14 protein-coding genes are annotated in these 17,948 nt (G+C 74.8%); 7 read left to right on the forward strand and 7 right to left on the reverse strand.

From position 1 onward, the window contains the following. Nucleotides 1–426: 426 nt before the first annotated feature. Complete coding sequence (locus ACFYMP_RS11275) at nt 427–1,053, reverse strand: uridine kinase (RefSeq protein WP_388854158.1); 627 nt, start codon at nt 1,051–1,053, stop codon at nt 427–429. A 470-nt stretch (nt 1,054–1,523) separates the two neighbouring features. On the opposite strand from ACFYMP_RS11275, the gene ACFYMP_RS11280 reads away from it, so the two are divergent. Together ACFYMP_RS11280 and ACFYMP_RS11285 are read left to right on the forward strand one after the other, a co-directional pair. After that, nucleotides 1,524–2,882, forward strand: coding sequence for a peptidase C39 family protein (locus ACFYMP_RS11280; RefSeq protein ID WP_388854161.1), 1,359 nt, complete (start codon nt 1,524–1,526; stop codon nt 2,880–2,882). A 316-nt stretch (nt 2,883–3,198) separates the two neighbouring features. After that, complete coding sequence (locus tag ACFYMP_RS11285; protein WP_388854164.1) at nt 3,199–4,371, forward strand: acyl-CoA dehydrogenase family protein; 1,173 nt, start codon at nt 3,199–3,201, stop codon at nt 4,369–4,371. Between the two features lie 1,346 nt (nt 4,372–5,717). Here ACFYMP_RS11285 and ACFYMP_RS11290 read toward each other — a convergent pair. Next, nucleotides 5,718–6,149, reverse strand: a complete 432-nt coding sequence (locus tag ACFYMP_RS11290; RefSeq protein WP_388854166.1) for a hypothetical protein — start codon at nt 6,147–6,149, stop codon at nt 5,718–5,720. Between the two features lie 356 nt (nt 6,150–6,505). On the opposite strand from ACFYMP_RS11290, the gene ACFYMP_RS11295 reads away from it, so the two are divergent. The 4 genes from ACFYMP_RS11295 to fxsA all read left to right on the forward strand — a co-directional run bounded on the left by ACFYMP_RS11295 (nt 6,506) and on the right by fxsA (nt 10,781). Continuing rightward, on the forward strand, nt 6,506–6,946 hold the full coding sequence (locus ACFYMP_RS11295) for an Lrp/AsnC family transcriptional regulator (RefSeq protein WP_388854168.1): 441 nt from the start codon (nt 6,506–6,508) through the stop codon (nt 6,944–6,946). A gap of 69 nt (nt 6,947–7,015) precedes the next feature. Further along, the gene (locus tag ACFYMP_RS11300) at nt 7,016–8,659 is read left to right on the forward strand and encodes an amidohydrolase (RefSeq protein ID WP_388854171.1); all 1,644 of its coding nucleotides are present in this window, start codon (nt 7,016–7,018) and stop codon (nt 8,657–8,659) included. A gap of 618 nt (nt 8,660–9,277) precedes the next feature. Then, on the forward strand, nt 9,278–10,132 hold the full coding sequence (locus tag ACFYMP_RS11305; RefSeq protein WP_388854174.1) for a polyprenol monophosphomannose synthase: 855 nt from the start codon (nt 9,278–9,280) through the stop codon (nt 10,130–10,132). A 73-nt stretch (nt 10,133–10,205) separates the two neighbouring features. Then, nucleotides 10,206–10,781, forward strand: a complete 576-nt coding sequence (gene fxsA / locus ACFYMP_RS11310; protein WP_388854177.1) for an FxsA family membrane protein — start codon at nt 10,206–10,208, stop codon at nt 10,779–10,781. Between the two features lie 213 nt (nt 10,782–10,994). On the opposite strand, the gene ACFYMP_RS11315 is transcribed toward fxsA, so the two are convergent. From ACFYMP_RS11315 to ACFYMP_RS11330, 4 genes are all read right to left on the reverse strand, one after another. Further along, the gene (locus ACFYMP_RS11315; RefSeq protein WP_363147982.1) at nt 10,995–11,369 is read right to left on the reverse strand and encodes an RNA polymerase-binding protein RbpA; all 375 of its coding nucleotides are present in this window, start codon (nt 11,367–11,369) and stop codon (nt 10,995–10,997) included. Nucleotides 11,370–11,637: 268 nt separating this feature from the next. Then, nucleotides 11,638–13,005 carry an MFS transporter gene (locus ACFYMP_RS11320; protein WP_388854180.1) on the reverse strand — a complete coding sequence of 456 codons (1,368 nt, stop codon included), beginning with the start codon at nt 13,003–13,005 and terminating at the stop codon, nt 11,638–11,640. Between the two features lie 44 nt (nt 13,006–13,049). Then, a complete protein-coding gene (locus tag ACFYMP_RS11325) occupies nt 13,050–13,814 on the reverse strand; it encodes a glycerophosphodiester phosphodiesterase (RefSeq protein WP_388854315.1) in 765 nt (254 codons plus the stop codon). 66 nt (nt 13,815–13,880) lie between these two features. Continuing rightward, complete coding sequence (locus ACFYMP_RS11330; RefSeq protein WP_388854318.1) at nt 13,881–14,534, reverse strand: YitT family protein; 654 nt, start codon at nt 14,532–14,534, stop codon at nt 13,881–13,883. Between the two features lie 100 nt (nt 14,535–14,634). On the opposite strand from ACFYMP_RS11330, the gene ACFYMP_RS11335 reads away from it, so the two are divergent. Next, nucleotides 14,635–16,146 (forward strand): PLP-dependent aminotransferase family protein, encoded by a 1,512-nt coding sequence (locus ACFYMP_RS11335; RefSeq protein WP_388854321.1) that lies wholly within the window; start codon nt 14,635–14,637, stop codon nt 16,144–16,146. Between the two features lie 39 nt (nt 16,147–16,185). Here the strand turns inward: ACFYMP_RS11335 and ACFYMP_RS11340 are convergent, their stop codons facing one another. After that, the gene (locus tag ACFYMP_RS11340; protein ID WP_388854183.1) at nt 16,186–17,856 is read right to left on the reverse strand and encodes a hypothetical protein; all 1,671 of its coding nucleotides are present in this window, start codon (nt 17,854–17,856) and stop codon (nt 16,186–16,188) included. Nucleotides 17,857–17,948: the final 92 nt, after the last annotated feature.

Below are 17,948 nucleotides of genomic sequence, written 5' to 3' on the forward strand. Positions count from 1 at the left end.
TCGTCCCTCGCCGTGCTGTGCGTGGAACCGCCGCGCCACGCACGGATGTTGCTCCCACACGCGGGCCGCCCGCCGAGCGGGACCGCGCCGCAAGGCATCGTACCTGCGCAGGAGGGCCGGGCCGAAGAGTGCCGTGGAGCGGTTGTGGGGGCACGGGTGAAGCGACGGGGCGCACGCGGGGGGCACGGAGCCCGGTGACCGAGGGTGAGCGCGCGAGTGCGTCAAGCGAGGCGAAAGCCGCACACCGGACAGGACGAAGCCCCCGGTCACGGGGGAACAACCGGGGGCTTCGCGTCTGCGGTGCGGCCCGTCCGGCCACACATAGTGAACGTAAGACCTGTACGGCCCCGGGTCAAGACGAGTTGTGGAACTTCGGGGGTCGGCTTTCGGCTGTTCCGCGCCCTGCTGACGGGCCCTCACGTTGCGTCACGGTGTGGCCGCAGGGGTGCCCGGATCATCCCTCTTGCGCACCTCGTACCCCTGGCCGCGCTCCCGCACCAGGGCGTCCGCGAAGGGGCGCGAGGGGTCCCCGGCGAAATGCCGCCGCTCGTCGCGGACCCAGCCGTCCCAGAAGTCCGCCAGCTCCGGGCCGTCACGTTCGCGCCCCCGGGCCCAGGACCGCTCGTCGGCCAGATCCATCCACCACAGGTACGCCAGCCACGGCCGCAGGGCGCGCCGGCCCGCGCCCACGCCCTCGACCAGGACGTGACGGGCCGCCGCGAGTGGCCGCGGCGCACCGTAGCGCCGCTCCACCCAGTCGTACGGCGTGTAGGAGGCCGCCGCCCCGCGCGCGAAGGGCTCCAGCACCTGTGCGCCCAGCCGCCCGGTCCAGTCGAAGGGCGCCTCGTGGGAGGCGAGGTCGTCCAGGTGCAGCACCGGCGCCCCGCCGAGCGCCCGCGCGAGACGGCGCGCGAAGGTGGACTTGCCGGAACCGGCGTGCCCGTCCACACCGATCAGCCGGACCGGCCCGCAGGAGGGCGCGAGGCCGCGCAGCCTCCCGGCGAGGTCCTCGGCGGACAGGGCGGGGCCGGCGGGGGAGTGCGGGGGGTTCACCGGCCCAGCGTACGGTCCGGCGGTGCGGCACCCGCGCGGGGCGGCCGGGCGGGCGGTGCGAGCGCGGGGGGCGCGGCGGGGCGGCCGGGCGGGGCGCCCGCGCGGCCGGTTCGGGCGCGCCGGGGTGGGCGCGCGCGGTTCAGGAGTCGGCGCCGGGCCGCGCCCCCGGGGGCCCGTACTCGTGGGCCCCTCCACGCCGACGGTGCCGCGTCCCCGGTCCGGCGGTGCCCGCGTGCGCCCACCCCATCAGCCCCGTCACCGCCCCGTCCACGGCGCGGCCCCGCCCCGTTCCCAGAGGTACAGGCCAATATTGGTGACCGGGACGAGCCCGGAAAGGCTGGCAGCGGGCCCGCACGAGGGCGATAGTGGGCGCTGACGTGCACCTGCCGCACCAGGCGCACCCCTCGTACCGCTGTTCCGGGACCCGTCCCGCCGCGCTCCGGACTCACCAAGACTGGGGGACCCCGCCCATGACCGCCGCCACCTCCCGCCGTACCGTCCTCACCGCCGCCGTGGCCGTCGCCGCCGCCGGCCTCGCCTCACCCGCGCTCGCCGCCACCCCCTCCTCCCACGGCGCCCAGGCGCCCACCCGGCCGGTGGACAACCGCGCCTGGACGAGCGCGGCCGACTGGCGCTCCGGCGCGGCCGACGGTGTCCGCGTCCTCGCCGGACGCCGCCCCGGGGTCACGATCGGCCACGCGAGCGGCCGGACCGACTACACCGATCCGCACCTGAAGACCACCACGCGCTACGAGTACGCCCGCTGGACCGGCCCCCGCCACCGGCTGAGCGTCCCGGCCACCGAGGTCATCGCCTCCTGGAACGCCGACACCCCCACCGGCACCTGGGTCGAGATCGAGCTGACGGGCACCTACTCGGACGGCACCGAGACCCCGTGGTACGTCATGGGCCGCTGGACCTCGGGGGACGACGCCCGGCGTGACATCCGCCGCACCTCGGTCGACGACCAGAGCGACGGCAAGAGCAGCATCTGGACCGACACCTTCTCCATCGACGAGCCCGCCTCGGGCCTGCGACTCGTCTCCTACCGGCTGCGCCTGAGCCTGTACCGCCGGCCCGGCAGCCGCGCCGCCCCCACGGTGTGGCGGGTGGGCGCGATGGGCTCCGACGTGCCCGACCGCTACTCGGTGCCCGCCTCCACGCCCGGACTCGTGCGCGAACTGGCCGTCCCGCGCTACTCGCAGGAGATCCACGCGGGCCAGTACCCCGAGTACGACAACGGCGGAGAGGCGTGGTGCAGCCCCACCTCCTCGCAGATGATCATCGAGTACTGGGGCCGCCGGCCCACCGCCGAGCAGCTCGCCTGGGTCGCGCCGGGCACCGTCGACCCGCAGGTGTGCCACGCCGCGCGGCACACCTTCGACTACCAGTACGACGGCTGCGGCAACTGGCCCTTCAACGCGGCCTACGCGGCGACGTACCCGGACCTCCAGGGCGTCGTCACCCGGCTCGGCTCGCTCACCGACCTGGAGACGCTGGTGCGCGCCGGTATCCCGGTCATCACCTCCCAGTCCTTCCTCAAGGAGGAGCTGACCGGCGCCGGATACGGGACCTCGGGCCACCTGATGACCGTCATCGGCTTCACCGCCGAGGGCGACGTCGTCGCCAACGATCCGGCCTCCCCCAATGACGAGGCGGTGCGCCGCGTCTACCGGCGTTCCGAGTGGGAGACGATCTGGCTGCGGACCAAGCGCAAGGGGGCCGACGGCAAGATCCTCTCCGGCACGGGCGGCGTCTGCTACCTGTACTTCCCGGCGCACCCGAGCCCCGCGCAGCGGCGCGCCCTCGCGGCGGTCGGCGTGCGCTGACACCCCGCCCCGGGCCGCGGGGCCCCCACCCCCTCATCGGGGGGACGGGGGCCCCGCGCCTTCTCGTCAAGGCCCGGCGGAGAAGTGTGAGCCGGTGATCACCTCGTTCGCACACCCGTGACGCGGACCACTCGATCGGGCATACTCGTGCCGCCACAGCCGCTGGTCAGCCACACCTCCGATACGCCGATCCGGCGTGGGGACGTGTCGCCCGCGATCCGGGAAGGCAGCATCGGCTGGGCATCGAGACCGGCGGCGTCGCCCCACCCTGAGCGTGCGCCCGCCGCAGCGCCCGACAAGGGAGGAGAGCGTCGCCATGACCGACCACGCCCCGCAGCCGGTGGAACGTCAACTGCCCTCGGAGGAAGCCGGGGAACTGTTGTCCCTGGTCCGGGACATCGCCCGGCGGGAGATCGCCCCGCGCGCCGCCGAGCAGGAGGAGAGCGGGACGTTCCCCCGGGAACTGTTCGCCCTGCTCTCCGCGTCAGGACTGCTCGGACTGCCCTACGACTCCGAGTACGGCGGCGGGGACCAGCCCTACGAGGTGTACCTCCAGGTCCTCGAAGAACTCGCCGCCGCCCGCCTCACGGTCGGCCTCGGTGTCAGCGTCCACTCCCTGGCCTGTCACGCCCTCGCGGCCTACGGCACCAAGGAGCAGCGGGCCGCCCGTCTGCCGGCGATGCTCGGCGGCGGCCTCCTGGGCGCCTACTGCCTGTCCGAACCGGCCTCGGGCTCGGACGCCGCCTCCCTGCACACGAAGGCCGAACGGGAGGGAGAGGGCTGGCGCCTGACGGGGACCAAGGCATGGATCACCCACGGGGGCATCGCGGACTTCTACACCGTCCTCGCCCGCAGTGGCGGCCCCGGGGCCAAGGGCGTTACCGCCTATCTCGTACCCGCGGACGCGGAGGGGCTGAGCGCCGCCGCGCCCGAGCGGAAGATGGGTCTGAAGGGCTCGCCCACCGCCCAACTGCACTTCGACGGCGTCCGGATCGGTGAGGACCGCCGGATCGGAAAGGAGGGGCAGGGCTTCGCGATCGCCCTCGCCGCCCTCGACTCCGGCCGGCTCGGCATCGCGGCCTGCGCCGTCGGTCTCGCCCAGGCCGCCCTCGACGCCGCCCTCGGGTACGTCGCGGAGCGCCGCCAGTTCGGACGGCCGATCGGCGACTTCCAGGGCCTGCGCTTCCTGCTCGCCGACATGGCGACCGCCGTCGAGGCCGGTCGCGCGCTCTACCTCTCCGCGGCGCGCCGCAAGGACGCGGGACTGCCCTTCTCGCGGCAGGCGGCCATGGCCAAACTGCTGTGCACCGACAACGCGATGAGGGTCACCACCGACGCCGTACAGGTCTTCGGGGGCTACGGCTACACCGCCGACTTCCCCGTCGAGCGCTACCTGCGTGAGGCGAAGGTCCTGCAGATCGTGGAGGGGACCAACCAGATCCAGCGGATGGTCATCGGCCGCCAGCTGCTGGGCCCCGAGAGCCGCTGAACGACCGGCCGGGCGGCGTCGTGAGCCCCTCCCAGCCGGGATCGTGACGCCCCGGCAGGCTCCGCCCCTGTTCCGCCCAGTGCGCGAGCATCGCGCGGTAGATCGGGGGATCGCCGCCCGGCCGCTCGCCGCGCGCCCAGGGCGGCGCGGGGGCCTGCCGCGAGAAGAAGGGCCCGGAGGGCGCGGCCGAGTCGGCCGACTGCTGCGGAACCGATTCTGCTGGGGGCTGGGCAGGCGACGGGGCGGGCGCGGGGGCACGGAGGCGACGCCGGCTTCCGGCAGGTGCCTGGGCGGAACTCATGCCCGTCCCAACGCGCGGCCCCGCACGCGGTCACCGCGACGGCTTTTCGCGCATCAGTTCAGTGACCACGGGCGGGAACCGGGTTGCCGTCGCCCCTCCCCCCGGCCGGGTCGCGGGGCCGGGAGCCCGCCTTCGGGCGGAAGCGCGCAGGTGAGGAGGCCGGGAAGCGCCTGATCGACGTCCCCCCCCCGTACCCGTGCCCGTGTCCGGCTTCGGGCCGAGGGGCGGAGAAAACGGCCGCGGCCGTGCCGTCGCTCGCCAGAGAACCGAACGCCCGCGGCCTCACCAGGCGGTGCGCTGCGACCACCGTGGCACCGGGCGCCCGACGTGAGCCGTCGAGGAGCACCCCTGCACGCCCACCGCCCCCGCCTCGGACGCGGTGCGCACCCCCGACGCGCTGGGGAGCGACCGGGCGCACGCGTCCGGCGTGCCGAGGCGGCTCTTGCCCCTCGGTCAACCGGAACCCCGCGCTCGGTCGCCTTCGTCGACGCCCGTCCTCCGGCGGTGACGGGCCCGTCGACCAGCCCAGGACCCGCCGGGCCCGTCACGGTGCCCCGGCAGCCGAGTCCGAGCCCTGGGGCCGCCAGGCCGAACGGCACCGCCCGACGGCCCGCTCGCGCGCCCTCAACGGCCACGCGCACCCGGCGAGACGGCGCCGTGAGACGGCGGAGTCCCGGCGCGGTGAGGGGCGGTTGACCGCCCCCGCCGGACGTCCCGGCGACCCCGTCGCCCGCGCCCCGGCCGGACAGGGCGCCCCGGCCGGGCGGCGCAGCCGGACGACCGCCCACCTCGTGACGGCGCCCGGCCCTGGGGCGGCCCCCTGACGCCCCCACCCAGGAACGCGCCGAGGTGACGGCGTCACGGAGAGGCCGCAAGGACGCGACGCCGACTGGAAGTGCCCGAGACGGGCGGCCCCGGCCTCCACGTCACGCGGATGACCGGCGCGGTGGGGACACCCGGGGGTGTGCGGAGCCGCTGACGCCAGAAGACGTCCCAGGGGCCGGCGGGCGCGCCCGAGTGGGCGGCCGGGCCGGTGGCCCGCCGGTCAGGCCGCGCGACGGTAGGCGGCGGGGCGTGTGACCTTCATGGGGCGCGAACCGGGGCCGCCGACGTGTGAGAAGGGCTGCGTACGCCAGTCGAGCCCCTGAGGGAGCGTCAACAGCAGCGCCGTCTCCTGCTCCTGGAGCGCGCCCCCGTCGGCGGGCGGGGCGGACGTCGCCGCGCTGCCCGTGCCCGCGCACACGGTGAGACCGAACGGGTTGAACGGCGAGGCGCACAGCGCGTGCTCGGGCAGGACGTCCTCGTCCGCGAGCAGGGCGATGGGCTGGTCGCAGTGCGGGCAGACCACCCGGTACATCTCGAAGGCCTCGTACGCGTCGAACTCGTCCTCGGCCGGATCGACGCCCTCCGGGGCGACGGGCTCGGCGAGTTGGCGACGCGCCTGCTGGGCACGACTGGATCGCTTGGGATTCTGCATATGGGTTTCTCCCCCTCGGGTGGGCCGACATGCCGCTGCGGCCTCGACCACAGCAAGCACTTCCCCCGCGGTACGCGCGGTAATCGCCACACATGTGCGGACCCGACCCGACGGGTGTGGCGTTCATCACATCCGTCGGGTAAAAGGGTGAAAAGCTGGCGCGGCGAGAGGGCGCGAAGGGCTCAGTCGCTGGTGACAGGTGTTCACCACGCGTAGATTCGCGCCCTCCCGCGCCGGGGCGCACGCCCCCGCCCGGCACCCGTGCCCCTCGCGTACCGGGCGGCCCGGGGGCCGCAGGACGAGACGAGAGCCGCAGCCGCTGTCCCACACCGCCTTTGGCCTGTAGGTTCTCGGCCATGGAGGAGCTGGACCGGCAGATCGTGCAGCTGCTCGTCAAGGACGGGCGGATGAGCTACACCGACCTGGGCAAGGCCACGGGCCTGTCCACCTCGGCGGTGCACCAGCGGGTGCGCCGGCTCGAACAGCGGGGCGTCATCCGCGGCTACGCCGCCGTCGTCGACCCCGAGGCGGTGGGACTCGCGCTGACCGCGTTCATCTCCGTCAAACCCTTCGACCCGAGCGCCCCCGACGACATCGCCGAACGCCTCGCCCCCATCCCGGAGATCGAGGCGTGCCACAGCGTCGCGGGGGAGGAGAACTACATACTGAAGGTCCGCGTCAACAGCCCGCTCGACCTGGAGAACCTGCTCGCCCGGGTGCGTTCGCTGGCCGGGGTCTCCACCCGCACCACCGTCGTCCTCTCGACGCCCTACGAGGCGCGCCCGCCGCAGATCTGAGGCGCCGTGGGTCCCTCGCCCGGTCGGGCGCGCGTTCGCCCCCGCGCCCCACCCGTCAGACTGGTGCGCATGACCCACCGCACGACACCCCCTCCGCCCCCGCCCACAGTCCTCCTGCGCGGCGGCGAAGTGCACAGCCCGGCCGATCCCTTCGCCACCGCCATGGTGCTGGAGCACGGCCACATCGCCTGGGTCGGCTCGGAGGGCGCCGCCGACGCCTTCGCCGACGGGGCCGACGAGGTGATCGACCTCGAAGGGGCGCTCGTCACCCCGGCCTTCACCGACGCCCACGTGCACACCACCGGAACCGGGCTCGCGCTGACCGGTCTCGACCTGTCCGACGCGGGGAGCCTGGCCGAGGCCCTGGAGCGTGTCGCCGCCCACGCGCGCAGCCACCCCGGCGACCGTGTGCTGCTCGGCCACGGCTGGGACGCCGCGCGCTGGCCCGGCGGCCGCCCGCCCACGCGCCGCGAACTCGACCGTGCCACCGGCGGTCGGCCGCTCTACCTGTCCCGCATCGACGTGCACTCCGCACAGGTCACCTCCGCGCTGCTCGACCTCGTCCCCGGCGTCACCCACCGCACCGGCTTCGCCGCCGAGGCCCCGCTCACCGGCGACGCCCACCACGCGGTCCGCGCCGCGGCGTACGGGGCCGTGACCGCGGGCCAGCGCGAGGAGGCGCAGCGCGCGGCCCTGCGGCACGCGGCCTCGCGCGGCATCGGCTCGGTGCACGAATGCGGCGGCCCCGAGATCTCCGACGAGGAGGACTTCACCGGACTGCTGCGACTGGCCGCCGCCGAGCCGGGGCCCCGGGTGACCGGTTACTGGGCCGAGGAGGTCGCGAGCGCGGCCGACGCCGCACGGGTGCGGGCCCTGGGGGCCCACGGGGCGGCCGGCGACCTGTTCGCCGACGGAGCGCTCGGTTCCCACACCGCCTGTCTGCACACGCCCTACGCCGACGGCGCGGCAGGGCACCGGGGCACGCCCTATCTCGACGCCACCGCCGTCGCCACGCACGTCACCGCGTGCACCGAGGCCGGTCTCCAGGCGGGTTTCCACGCGATCGGGGACGCCGCGCTCAGCGCCGTGGTCGGCGGCGTCCGGGCGGCGGCGGAGAAGCTCGGCATCGCGCGCGTGCGGGCGGCGCGACACCGCGTCGAGCACGCCGAGATGCTCACGGAGCAGACCGTCGCGGACTTCGCCGACCTCGGCCTCACCGCCTCCGTGCAGCCCGCCTTCGACGCGCTGTGGGGCGGCGAGGACGGGATGTACGCCCGGCGGCTGGGCGTGGAGCGGGCCAGGACCCTCAACCCCTTCGCCGCCCTCCTGCGGGCCGGTGTGCCGCTCGCCTTCGGCTCCGACAGCCCGGTCACCCCGCTCGACCCGTGGGCCACCGTGCGGGCCGCCGCCTTCCACCGCACGCCCGAGCACCGCGTCTCGGTCCGCGCGGCCTTCACCGCGCACACCCGGGGCGGCTGGCGGGCCATGGGCCGGGACGACGCCGGCACCCTCGTGCCCGGGGCCCCCGCGGACTACGCCGTGTGGCGCACCGGCGAGCTGATCGTCCAGGCCCCCGACGACCGGGTCGCGCGCTGGTCCACCGACCCGCGTTCCGGCACCCCCGGCCTGCCCGATCTCACCCCCGGCGGGGCGCTTCCCGAGTGCCTGCGCACGGTCGTGGCGGGCCGCACCGTCTTCAGTACGGCCGGTTGAGTGATGTGACCCCGGGCGCCCGCGCCCCGCGCCCGGCGAGCGCCGCCCCGCCCCCGCCGTGGGCCCCGGGCCATGACCTGCTGCTTTTCCGGGCCCTCCGGGAGACGGCCGGTGAGCAGGGGTGTTGACAGGATGCGGCGGTCGGCGGGTAGGTTCGGCCGGGTCCACCACTGGACAACCGATCGGCGACGTCCCGTGCGTCCGCTGAGCGCGACTGGGCCACGGGAGGAGCGCGCCGGAGCTTCTCCCCAGGCAGCCAGGTCCAGCGCCCGCGCCACCGGACACGGGAACGTGCCGGCCGAACAGGGGTCCCTCCCCGCCCGTCACGGGCGTGGGGGACGGTGTGACCCGGGTGGGGTCCGGCCGCTCAGTAGACAACGGTTCTCGGTCGATCCGCAGCCAGCGGTTCCCGGGCCGGCCCGAAGGGCGCCGGGCCCTCATCCGCAGTACCCGGCCACGCGGGCGGCCCCTTCACTCCTTCGCCGGGACCGCCCGCCGATGCCCGCCGCTCGTGTGGTTGTCCCGTCTTCCCGGCCGGGCCCTCGTGTCGCGCCGCGGCCGTCCGCCCGGCTGTGGGCAACTAGGGTGGTCACCCGCGTACAGGAGTAAGGGGCAGCAGTGAACACAGGCGGCAATCCGGCCGCACCGGCGGCCGGGGGCAGGCAGCGTGAGCCGCTGGGCACGGCCCTGGTGATCATCCCGACGTACAACGAGGCGGAGAACGTCCGCGCCATCGTGGAGCGCACACGCGCCGCCGTGCCCCAGGCGCACGTGCTGATCGCGGACGACAACAGCCCGGACGGCACCGGCGCGATCGCCGACGAACTCGCCGGGGCCGATCCCGCGGTCAAGGTCCTGCACCGGGCCGGCAAGCAGGGCCTGGGCGCCGCCTACCTGGCAGGTTTCACCTGGGGTATCGAGCACGGCTACGGGGTCCTGGTCGAGATGGACGCCGACGGCTCGCACCAGCCCGAGGAACTGCCCCGGCTGCTCACCGCCCTCAAGAACGCCGACCTCGTCCTCGGCTCCCGCTGGCTGCCCGGCGGCCGGGTCGTCAACTGGCCCAAATCGCGTGAACTGCTCTCCCGGGGTGGCTCCACCTACTCCCGCCTCCTGCTGGACGTACCGATCCGGGACGTCACCGGAGGCTTCCGCGCCTTCCGCGCCGAGACCCTGCGCGGACTCGGCCTCGACGAGGTCGCCTCGCAGGGCTACTGCTTCCAGGTCGATCTGGCCCGCCGCGCGCTGCGGGCCGGCTACACGGTCGTCGAGGTGCCCATCACCTTCGTGGAGCGTGAGCGCGGCGACAGCAAGATGAGCAAGGACATCGTGGTCGAGGCGCTGTGGCGGGTCACCGCCTGGGGAGTGGGCGCCCGGGTGGGCCGCGTCCTGGGGCGCGGGCGGGTAGCCGCCCGGAGCCCGGAACCCGGGGCCGCGGTGGCGGCGGAGCCCACCGGCCCGGTCCAGCCCTGACCGCGACGGCCCGCGGGGGTCCTTGATCGTCCCCCGGATGCCACAGGCCGGGGCGGCCAGGCACACTGGGAGCATGACGACGAGCACCCCGCCGCCCCGGTCCGCGCGTCCCCGGCGATCCCGGGCCCGCACCTTCGTGCCGCTCGGCATCGCCGCGTGGATCGTGCTGGAGATCTGGCTGCTGATCCTGATCGGCGGGGCGGCCGGCGGGCTCACGGTGTTCCTGCTGCTGGTGGCCGGGGTGCTGTTCGGCGGCGTGGTCGTCAAGCGGGCCGGCCGACGCGCCTTCCGCTCGCTGAGTGAGACCCTTCAGCAGCGCCAGGACCCGGGCGCCGAGCAGCGCGGCCGCGGAGACGGCAACGGGCTGCTGATGCTCGGCGGCCTGCTCCTCATGATCCCCGGCGTGCTCAGTGACGCCCTCGGCCTGCTGCTCCTGATCCCGCCGGTCCGCTCCCTGCTCAGCCGCAGGATCGAGCGCACCTTCCAGCGCAGGCTGGAACAGGCCGGTGGCGGTGGGCTCGGCGCGGCCTACCAGCAGGCGCGTATGCACCGCCCGGACGGCAAGGTCGTCCAGGGCGAGGTGGTCCACGAGGACGGCACCGAGCAGCCCAGGCCGGACGAGGGGCCCCGCCCGCCGCTGGCGAAGTGAGCCGGCCGGCGCTCGCGGCCGAAGAGAGCCGGCACCCGCGGCGGTGGCCGGGGAGCGCGTGCGGCGGGCGTCGCCCGGCCCTCCCGCGCGTGCCCGGCGGCTGGGGCCCCGGGCACGCCGAAAGGGCTGCGGGCCGGGACACGTACCCTCACGTGTCCCGGCCCGCAGCCCTTCAAGGCCGGTGAACCGCCCCAGGAGGGCGGCTGCCGCCCGTCAGGCGGACTTGCGGCTGTCGCGCGGGTGTACGGCGATGTTCATCGCCCCGGAGCGCAGGACGGCCAGGCGCTCGGCCAGGACCTCCTCCAGCTCCTCCCGCGTACGCCGCTCCATCAGCATGTCCCAGTGGGTACGCGCGGGCTTGGTCTTCTTCTCCTCCGGCCCGTCGCCGTCGACCAGGAGTGCCTGTGCCCCGCACACCTTGCACTCCCACTCCGACGGGATCTCCGCCTCCACCGAGAACGGCATCTCGAAGCGATGTCCGTTCTGGCATGCGTACTCCACGGCCTGGCGCGGAGCCAGGTCGATGCCGCGGTCCGTCTCGTAGCTGGTCACCACAAGACGCGTGCCGCGAAGAGCTCGCTCACTCATGAATCGTGCCTCCCGGGCTTGGTCGCCCACAGGACAGGTATGTCGCTGTCGTCGTCATCCGGTCAACGTCCGGTCGGCGGTAAAGATTCCCGTTCAGGGTCAAGCGTCGCCGTCGTAGCCGCCCCATTGTTTACCCACCGGCGCCCGGTTTGTCACATCTGACAGGGGTTTGCGCGGAAAATCAGGTGCTGTTTCCCTGTCTTTGACACGCAGTAACGGTACGCCTCGCAGGCCAAACGCGTACACTACCGTCCTTCGCGGCCCCGCGCTAAATCCTCTCGGGTACCGGGTTGCCCGCCTCGCGCACCGCACGCCGTACGGGTACCCGCAGAAGCAGGGCGAAACCGAGGACGAAGAACAGCACGAGCGAGATGATCGCGTCCCGGTAACTTCCGGTGAGCTGATAGGTCACGCCGAACAGCAGCGGGCCCAGCCAGCTCATTCCCCGGTCGCTCATCTCGTACGCGGAGAAGTACTCCGCCTCCTTGCCCGCGGGCACCAGATGCGAGAACAGGGAACGGGAGAGCGCCTGGCTGCCGCCCATGATCAGGCCGATCCCGGCGGCCAGCAGGAAGAACCACACGGGCGCGCCGGCCGGCAGGAAGTAGCCGCAGCCGACGATCAGGGTCCAGGCGCCGAGCGAGCCGAGGATCGTGCGCTGGGTGCCGTACCGGGCGGCCAGCCGGCCCATGCCCAGCGCCCCCGCCACCGCGAGCACCTGCACCAGCAGGATCGCCACGATCAGCGTGGACTGGCTCAGCCCCAGCTCCTGCGAGCCGAACACCGAGGCCTGCGAGATCACCGTCTGGACGCCGTCGTTGTAGACCAGATAGGCGAGCAGGAACCACAGGGTCAGCGGACGCCGCCGCATGTCGCCCAGGGTCGCGGCGAGCTGCCGCCAGCCGCTGCCCACCCGGCCGCTCTCCGCCCCCGCCACCGGCCGCTCCCGCAGCCGCCGCAGTGGCACGAGCGTGAACACGCCCCACCACAGGCCGGCCGAGGACAGGCAGATGCGCACCGCCGTGGACTCGCTCACCCCGAAGCGGTCGTGACCGAGGTAGAGCACCAGATTGAGGACCAGGACCAGGGCGCCGGCCGCGTAGCCGAAGGCCCAGCCCCGCGCGGACACCGCGTCCCGCTCCTCGGGCGGGGCTATCTGGGGCAGGAAGGCGTTGTAGACGACCGTCGAGACCGCGATCGAGGCGTTCGCGACGACCAGCAGGACACCGCCCAGCAGATAGCGGTCGCCGTCCAGGAAGAACATCCCCGCCGTGGCGGCGGCCCCCAGGTAGGCGGCGAGAGCGAGCAACGGCTTCTTGCGGCCGGTCCGGTCGGCCAGGGCGCCCGCGAGCGGCATCACCAGGACCGAGACGATCACCGAGAGCGAGACCGCGTAGGCGAAGAAGGAACCCGCCCGCACCGGGAGCCCCAGCGGGTGGACGTAGCCGTCGGCGTCGGCCGCCGACTTCGCGACCTCGGTGAGGTAGGGCCCCAGGAACACCGCAAGCACGCTCGTCGAGTACACCGAGCAGGCCCAGTCGTAGAAGTACCAGCCACGCTGCTCGCGGCGCCGCTGCGTCAGCTCGCGCTCCGCGTCGGCACCGTTCGCCCCCGTACCGATGGTGTCCGCGCCCATCCCCGCCCCTCGTCCGTCCGGACCGGTCGGCGCGCCGGGACGCGTCAGTCCCACTGGCCCCTGTGCTGAAGGACCTCACGCAGCGTCCCGGTGTGGTCGGTCATGATGCCATCCACGCCGAGGTCGAGGAGCCGCTCCATCCGCGCCGCCTCGTTCACCGTCCACACGTGCACCTGGAGGCCCCGGCGGTGCGCGGCCCGTACGAAGGCGGCGTCCACGACCCGGATGCGACCGTGGCGCTCGGGGACCTGGGCGCACAGAGCCGGGCGTTGGGGCGCCACCGGGAGCCCGTACGCCCGCAGGCGCAGTGCGAGCGCCCCGGCCGTGCCCAGCGAGGTCGCCAGCCGCGGACCGCCCAGCCGCCGGGCCCGGCGCACCCGCCGCTCGCTGAAGGAGCCCACGCAGACCCGGTCCCAGGCGCCGGTGCGGCGGATCAGGCCGAGCAGCGGCAGCAGGGCGCTCTCCGTCTTGACGTCGACGTTCCACCGCGCGGCGGGAAAGGTCTCCAGCAGTTCCTCGAACCGCGGGATCGGCTCCACGCCGCCGACCCGCGCCTGCCGTACCTCCGACCAGGGCAGTTCGGCGATCCGCCCGGCCCCGTCGGTGACCCGGTCCAGGGTCGTGTCGTGGAAGGCGAGCAGGGTGCCGTCGGCCGTCGTGTGCACGTCCGTCTCCATGTAGACGTAGCCCAGCGCCGCGGCCCGGCGGAAGGCGGAGACGGTGTTCTCCAGCCCGTCGGCCGCGCCGCCCCGGTGGGCGAACGCGAGCGGGACGGGGTGGTCGAGGAAAGGATGGCGTACGGACGTGATCACGGCGGCAGTATGGCGCGGGCGCCGGAGGGCCGGCGCGCCGGGGAGGGCCTGCCCCGGCTGGGCTCAGGGGGCGGTGGCGGGCTCCGGTACGGCGAACAACCGCAGGAAGTACTGAGCGAGCGGGCCGATCGCGAGCGCGTAGAGGACGGTGCCCACGCCCAGGGTCCCGCCGAGGGCGAAGCCCGTCACGACGACGGCCACCTCGACCGCCGTACGGCACAGCCGCAGGGAACGCCCGGTGACCCGGTGCAGACCGGTCATGAGCCCGTCGCGCGGGCCCGAGCCGAAGCGGGCCGCGATGTAGAGGCCGGTCGCCACGCCGTTGAGCAGAACGCCCCCGGCCATCACGCCCACCCTGAGGGCCCAGCCGTGCGCGTCCGGCAGCGCGGCCAGCGCCGCGTCCATCGAGACTCCCACGAGCACCACGTTCGACAGGGTGCCCAGCCCCGGCCGCTGGCGCAGTGGTATCCACAGCAGCAGGATCACCGCGCCCAGCACCACGGTGATCGTGCCGATGCTGAGGCCGGTGCGCTCGGCGACGCCCTCGTTGAGGACGTTCCACGGCTCCAGCCCCAGACCCGAACGCAGCAGCAGCGCCGAACTCACGCCGTACAGCACCAGCCCCGCGTACAGCTGGACCAGCCGGCGCGGCAGGCGCCGGGGAGGGGCGGCCGGGGCGGCGGCGGAGGGATCGGATGAAGCGTGCGGCGTGGTCACAAGGGCCCCCAAGGCGGAAGTGGACTGTTCCTCGCACTCTGTGGCTCGTTATCCTGGCTTCGACAGGGCCAATCCGGGAAAGGTGGACTGATTTTCGATGGTGGCGCGCTGGACCTCCGCGGTCAGCTCCGGACAGTTGGCCCGGCTGCTGGGCTCCCAGCAGCGGCCGCCGGGGGACGGACGCAGGCCGCCGGCCTACCGGGCCCTCGCCGACGGGATACGGCTGCTCGTCCTCGAAGGCCGGGTCCCCGTGGGCACCCGGCTTCCCGCGGAACGCGAACTGGCCCTCGCGCTCTCCGTCAGCCGGACGACCGTCGCCACCGCCTTCGAGGCGCTGCGTGCCGAGGGCTTCCTCGAATCCCGCCGGGGCGCGGGCAGCTGGACCGCCGCCCCAGCCGGTTCCCCGCTGCCCGCGCGCGGGCTCGCCCCGCTGCCCCCCGAACAGGAGGGCTCGCACATCGACCTCGGCTGCGCCTCGCTGCCCGCGCCCGAGCCCTGGCTGACCCGCGCGTTCCAGGGAGCGCTGGAGGCCCTGCCGCCGTACGCGCACACCCACGGGGACTATCCGGCGGGACTGCCCGCGCTGCGCCGTAGCCTCGCCGAGCGGTACACCGCGCGCGGGGTGCCCACGATGCCCGAGCAGATCATGGTGACCACCGGGGCGATGGGGGCGATCGACGCGATCCGTACGCTGTTCGCACCGCGCGGGGAGCGGATCGCCGTCGAGTCGCCGAGCTACGCCAACATCCTCCAGCTCATGCGCGACGCGGGCAGCAGGCTCGTACCGGTCGCGATGGGGGAGGGGCTCAGTGGCTGGGACCTCGACCGCTGGCGGCAGGTGCTGCGCGAGGCGGCACCCCGGCTCGCCTACGTCGTCGCCGACTTCCACAACCCCACCGGGGCGCTCGCCGACGACGAGCGGCGGCGCGCGCTCGTGGACGCGGCGCGGCACGCCGGCACCGTGCTGCTCGCCGACGAGACGATGGTGGAACTGCGGCTCGACGAGGAACTCGACCGGGAGGACGGGGCCGCGATGCCCCGGCCGGTGTGCGGCTTCGACCCCGCCGGAGCCAGCGTCATCACCGTCGGTTCCGCGAGCAAGGCGTTCTGGGCCGGGATGCGGATCGGCTGGGTACGCGCCGCCCCCGAGATCATCCGCAGCCTGGTGGCCGCCCGCGCCTACGCCGACATGGGCACGCCCGTCCTCGAACAGCTCGCCCTGAACTGGCTGCTGACCACGGGCGGCTGGGAGTCGGCCGTGACCCTCCGCAAGGCCCAGGCCAGGGAGAACCGGACCGCCCTGGTCGACGCGGTCCGCCGCGAGCTGCCCGACTGGGAGTTCACCGTGCCGCGCGGCGGACTCACGCTGTGGGTGCGCGCCGGAGGGCTGTCCGGCTCCCGGATCGCGGCGGCCGGGGAGAGCGTCGGGGTGCGGGTTCCCTCGGGGCCGCGCTTCGGGGTGGACGGTGCCTTCGAGGGCTATGTCCGGCTGCCGTTCACCGTGTCGGGACCGCTCGCCGACGAGGCGGCCGTCCGGCTCGCGGCGGCCGTGGACCTCGTGCGCTCGGGCGCGGGGCCGCACACGGCGACGCCCCGCACCCTCATCGCCTAGCCGGGCCGCCCGGGTTCGGGCGCCTCGGGCCGCCGGTCCCTACGCCTCGGCGACCGACACCGCCCGGGGGACCGGCCGCGTGTCGGGTTCCTCCTGGGCGGGCAGGCAGTCGGCCTCCTGCGCGGGTTCCCGCGCGGGCGGGGTGACCGCCTCCCGCTCCGGCTCCTTCTCCAAGGACGTGTTCTCCAGGGTCGTGCCGAACCGCGGCGGGAGCAGGTCGAGGACGGCCTGCCGGTGGGAGTCGGCGGCCGCCTCGTCGTAGGGGTCGGGGGTGGCCGGCACCTGGAGGCGCAGCACGGGCCCGGTGCCCAGGCGCGCGTAGCCCCGGCCCGGCGGCATGTCGGGGGTGGCGGTGGTGCCCGGCCGGGCACCCAGGACCTCGGCGACCTGCTCGTGACCGACCGGGCCCAGCGCGACCCTCGCCCGGGTGTGGCGCAGCACCGGTTCGGCGAGCGCGTCGAGGCAGTCGTACTGTTCGGCGACGACGACGGTCACATGGGCCGCCCTGCCGTGGCGCAGCGGGACCTGGAGGAGGCTCTGGGGATCGGTCGCACCCTCGGAACGAGCCAGATGGGTCAGGACCGCCGGCCGGTCCACCAGGACCCACAGCGGACGCCGCGTGTCCTCGGGCGGGGGATCACCGGCCTGCCGCGCGAGGTTCGCCGCCACCAGCCGCCGCTCCGTCTCCCGGACCACCCAGGTGAGGCTGGACAGCGCCCCGGCGAGCGAGCACTCGACGCCCAGGACACCGTCCCGGCCGCTCAGGCACGCGTAGTCGCCGCCCCCGCCGCCCTCCACGACGAGAAGCTCGCCGTGGCGCAGGGCCTGGAGGGCGATCGAACGCAGCAGGGTGCTGGTGCCGCTGCCGGGCCGGCCGGTGACCAGCAGGTGCGGTTCCGCGGAGCGCGGCCCGGTGCGCCACACGACGGGGGGCACGTCGCGCGGGGCGGCGCCGCTCGCGTCCACCACCGGGAGGGTGCGCCGCACCCCGAGCGGGTCGCAGAAGCCGAGCACCGTCTCGCCCGGGGAGGTCACGAAGCGCTGGGCGGCGATGTCGGTGGACAGCGGGGGCAGCGCGGTCACGGTCAGCCGGTTCGCCTCCTCCCGCCACGCGAAGTGGTACTCGCGCCCCCGGCCCGACTTGTTGTGCAGCAGCCGCTCGACGCCCGCCCGCGCCCCGGGGTCCCCGTCGTCGAAGTAGGCGGGGTAGGTGACCGTCAGACCGGTGAGCCTGCCCGAGCCGTCGAACGCCGGGTCGCTCAGCGCCCGGTCCCACGCGCCGCCGTACGTGTAGAGCGGGTCCGGGTCCTCGGGGACCGAGAAGTACGGGACGAGCGCCTCGTACAGGGAGGACAGCCGCCCCACCTGCTCCTCGCCGGGCCCCTCGGGGACGGGCGGGGTGCGGTCCCTGCCCTGCCAGGCCGCCGCCGCCAGCAGGGCGACGAGGGCGGTCGCCGGGCCGTACGGCGTCAGGCCGACCACGAGGGCGAGCGCGGCCACGAGGAACAGCAGCGGACCCCGGCGGTCCTTCGGGGTGCCGCTCCACTTGCGGCGGCCCGCCGACGCGAGCCGGCCCAGCCCCCGGGAGAGGGTGATGAGCGGGTGCAGGACATCGGTGGCGCCGTCGGCGGCCGTCCGTGCGAGATCCCGGCTCCGGGCGAGGGGTACGCCGCCGTCGCGGAGGATGCGGGGGAGTGGGCGCCGTGCCACGTCGGTCTCCTGATGAGTCGTACGCGGCGCCGCCGGTGGCCGTGCGGCCCCGTCGGCGCTGCGGGAAGTCTGCGGGGAAGGCCGCGGAAGAA

Origin of the sequence: Streptomyces sp. NPDC007088 (genome assembly GCF_042869355.1) — a bacterium.
In the GTDB taxonomy this organism is placed as follows: Bacteria; Actinomycetota; Actinomycetes; order Streptomycetales; family Streptomycetaceae; genus Streptomyces.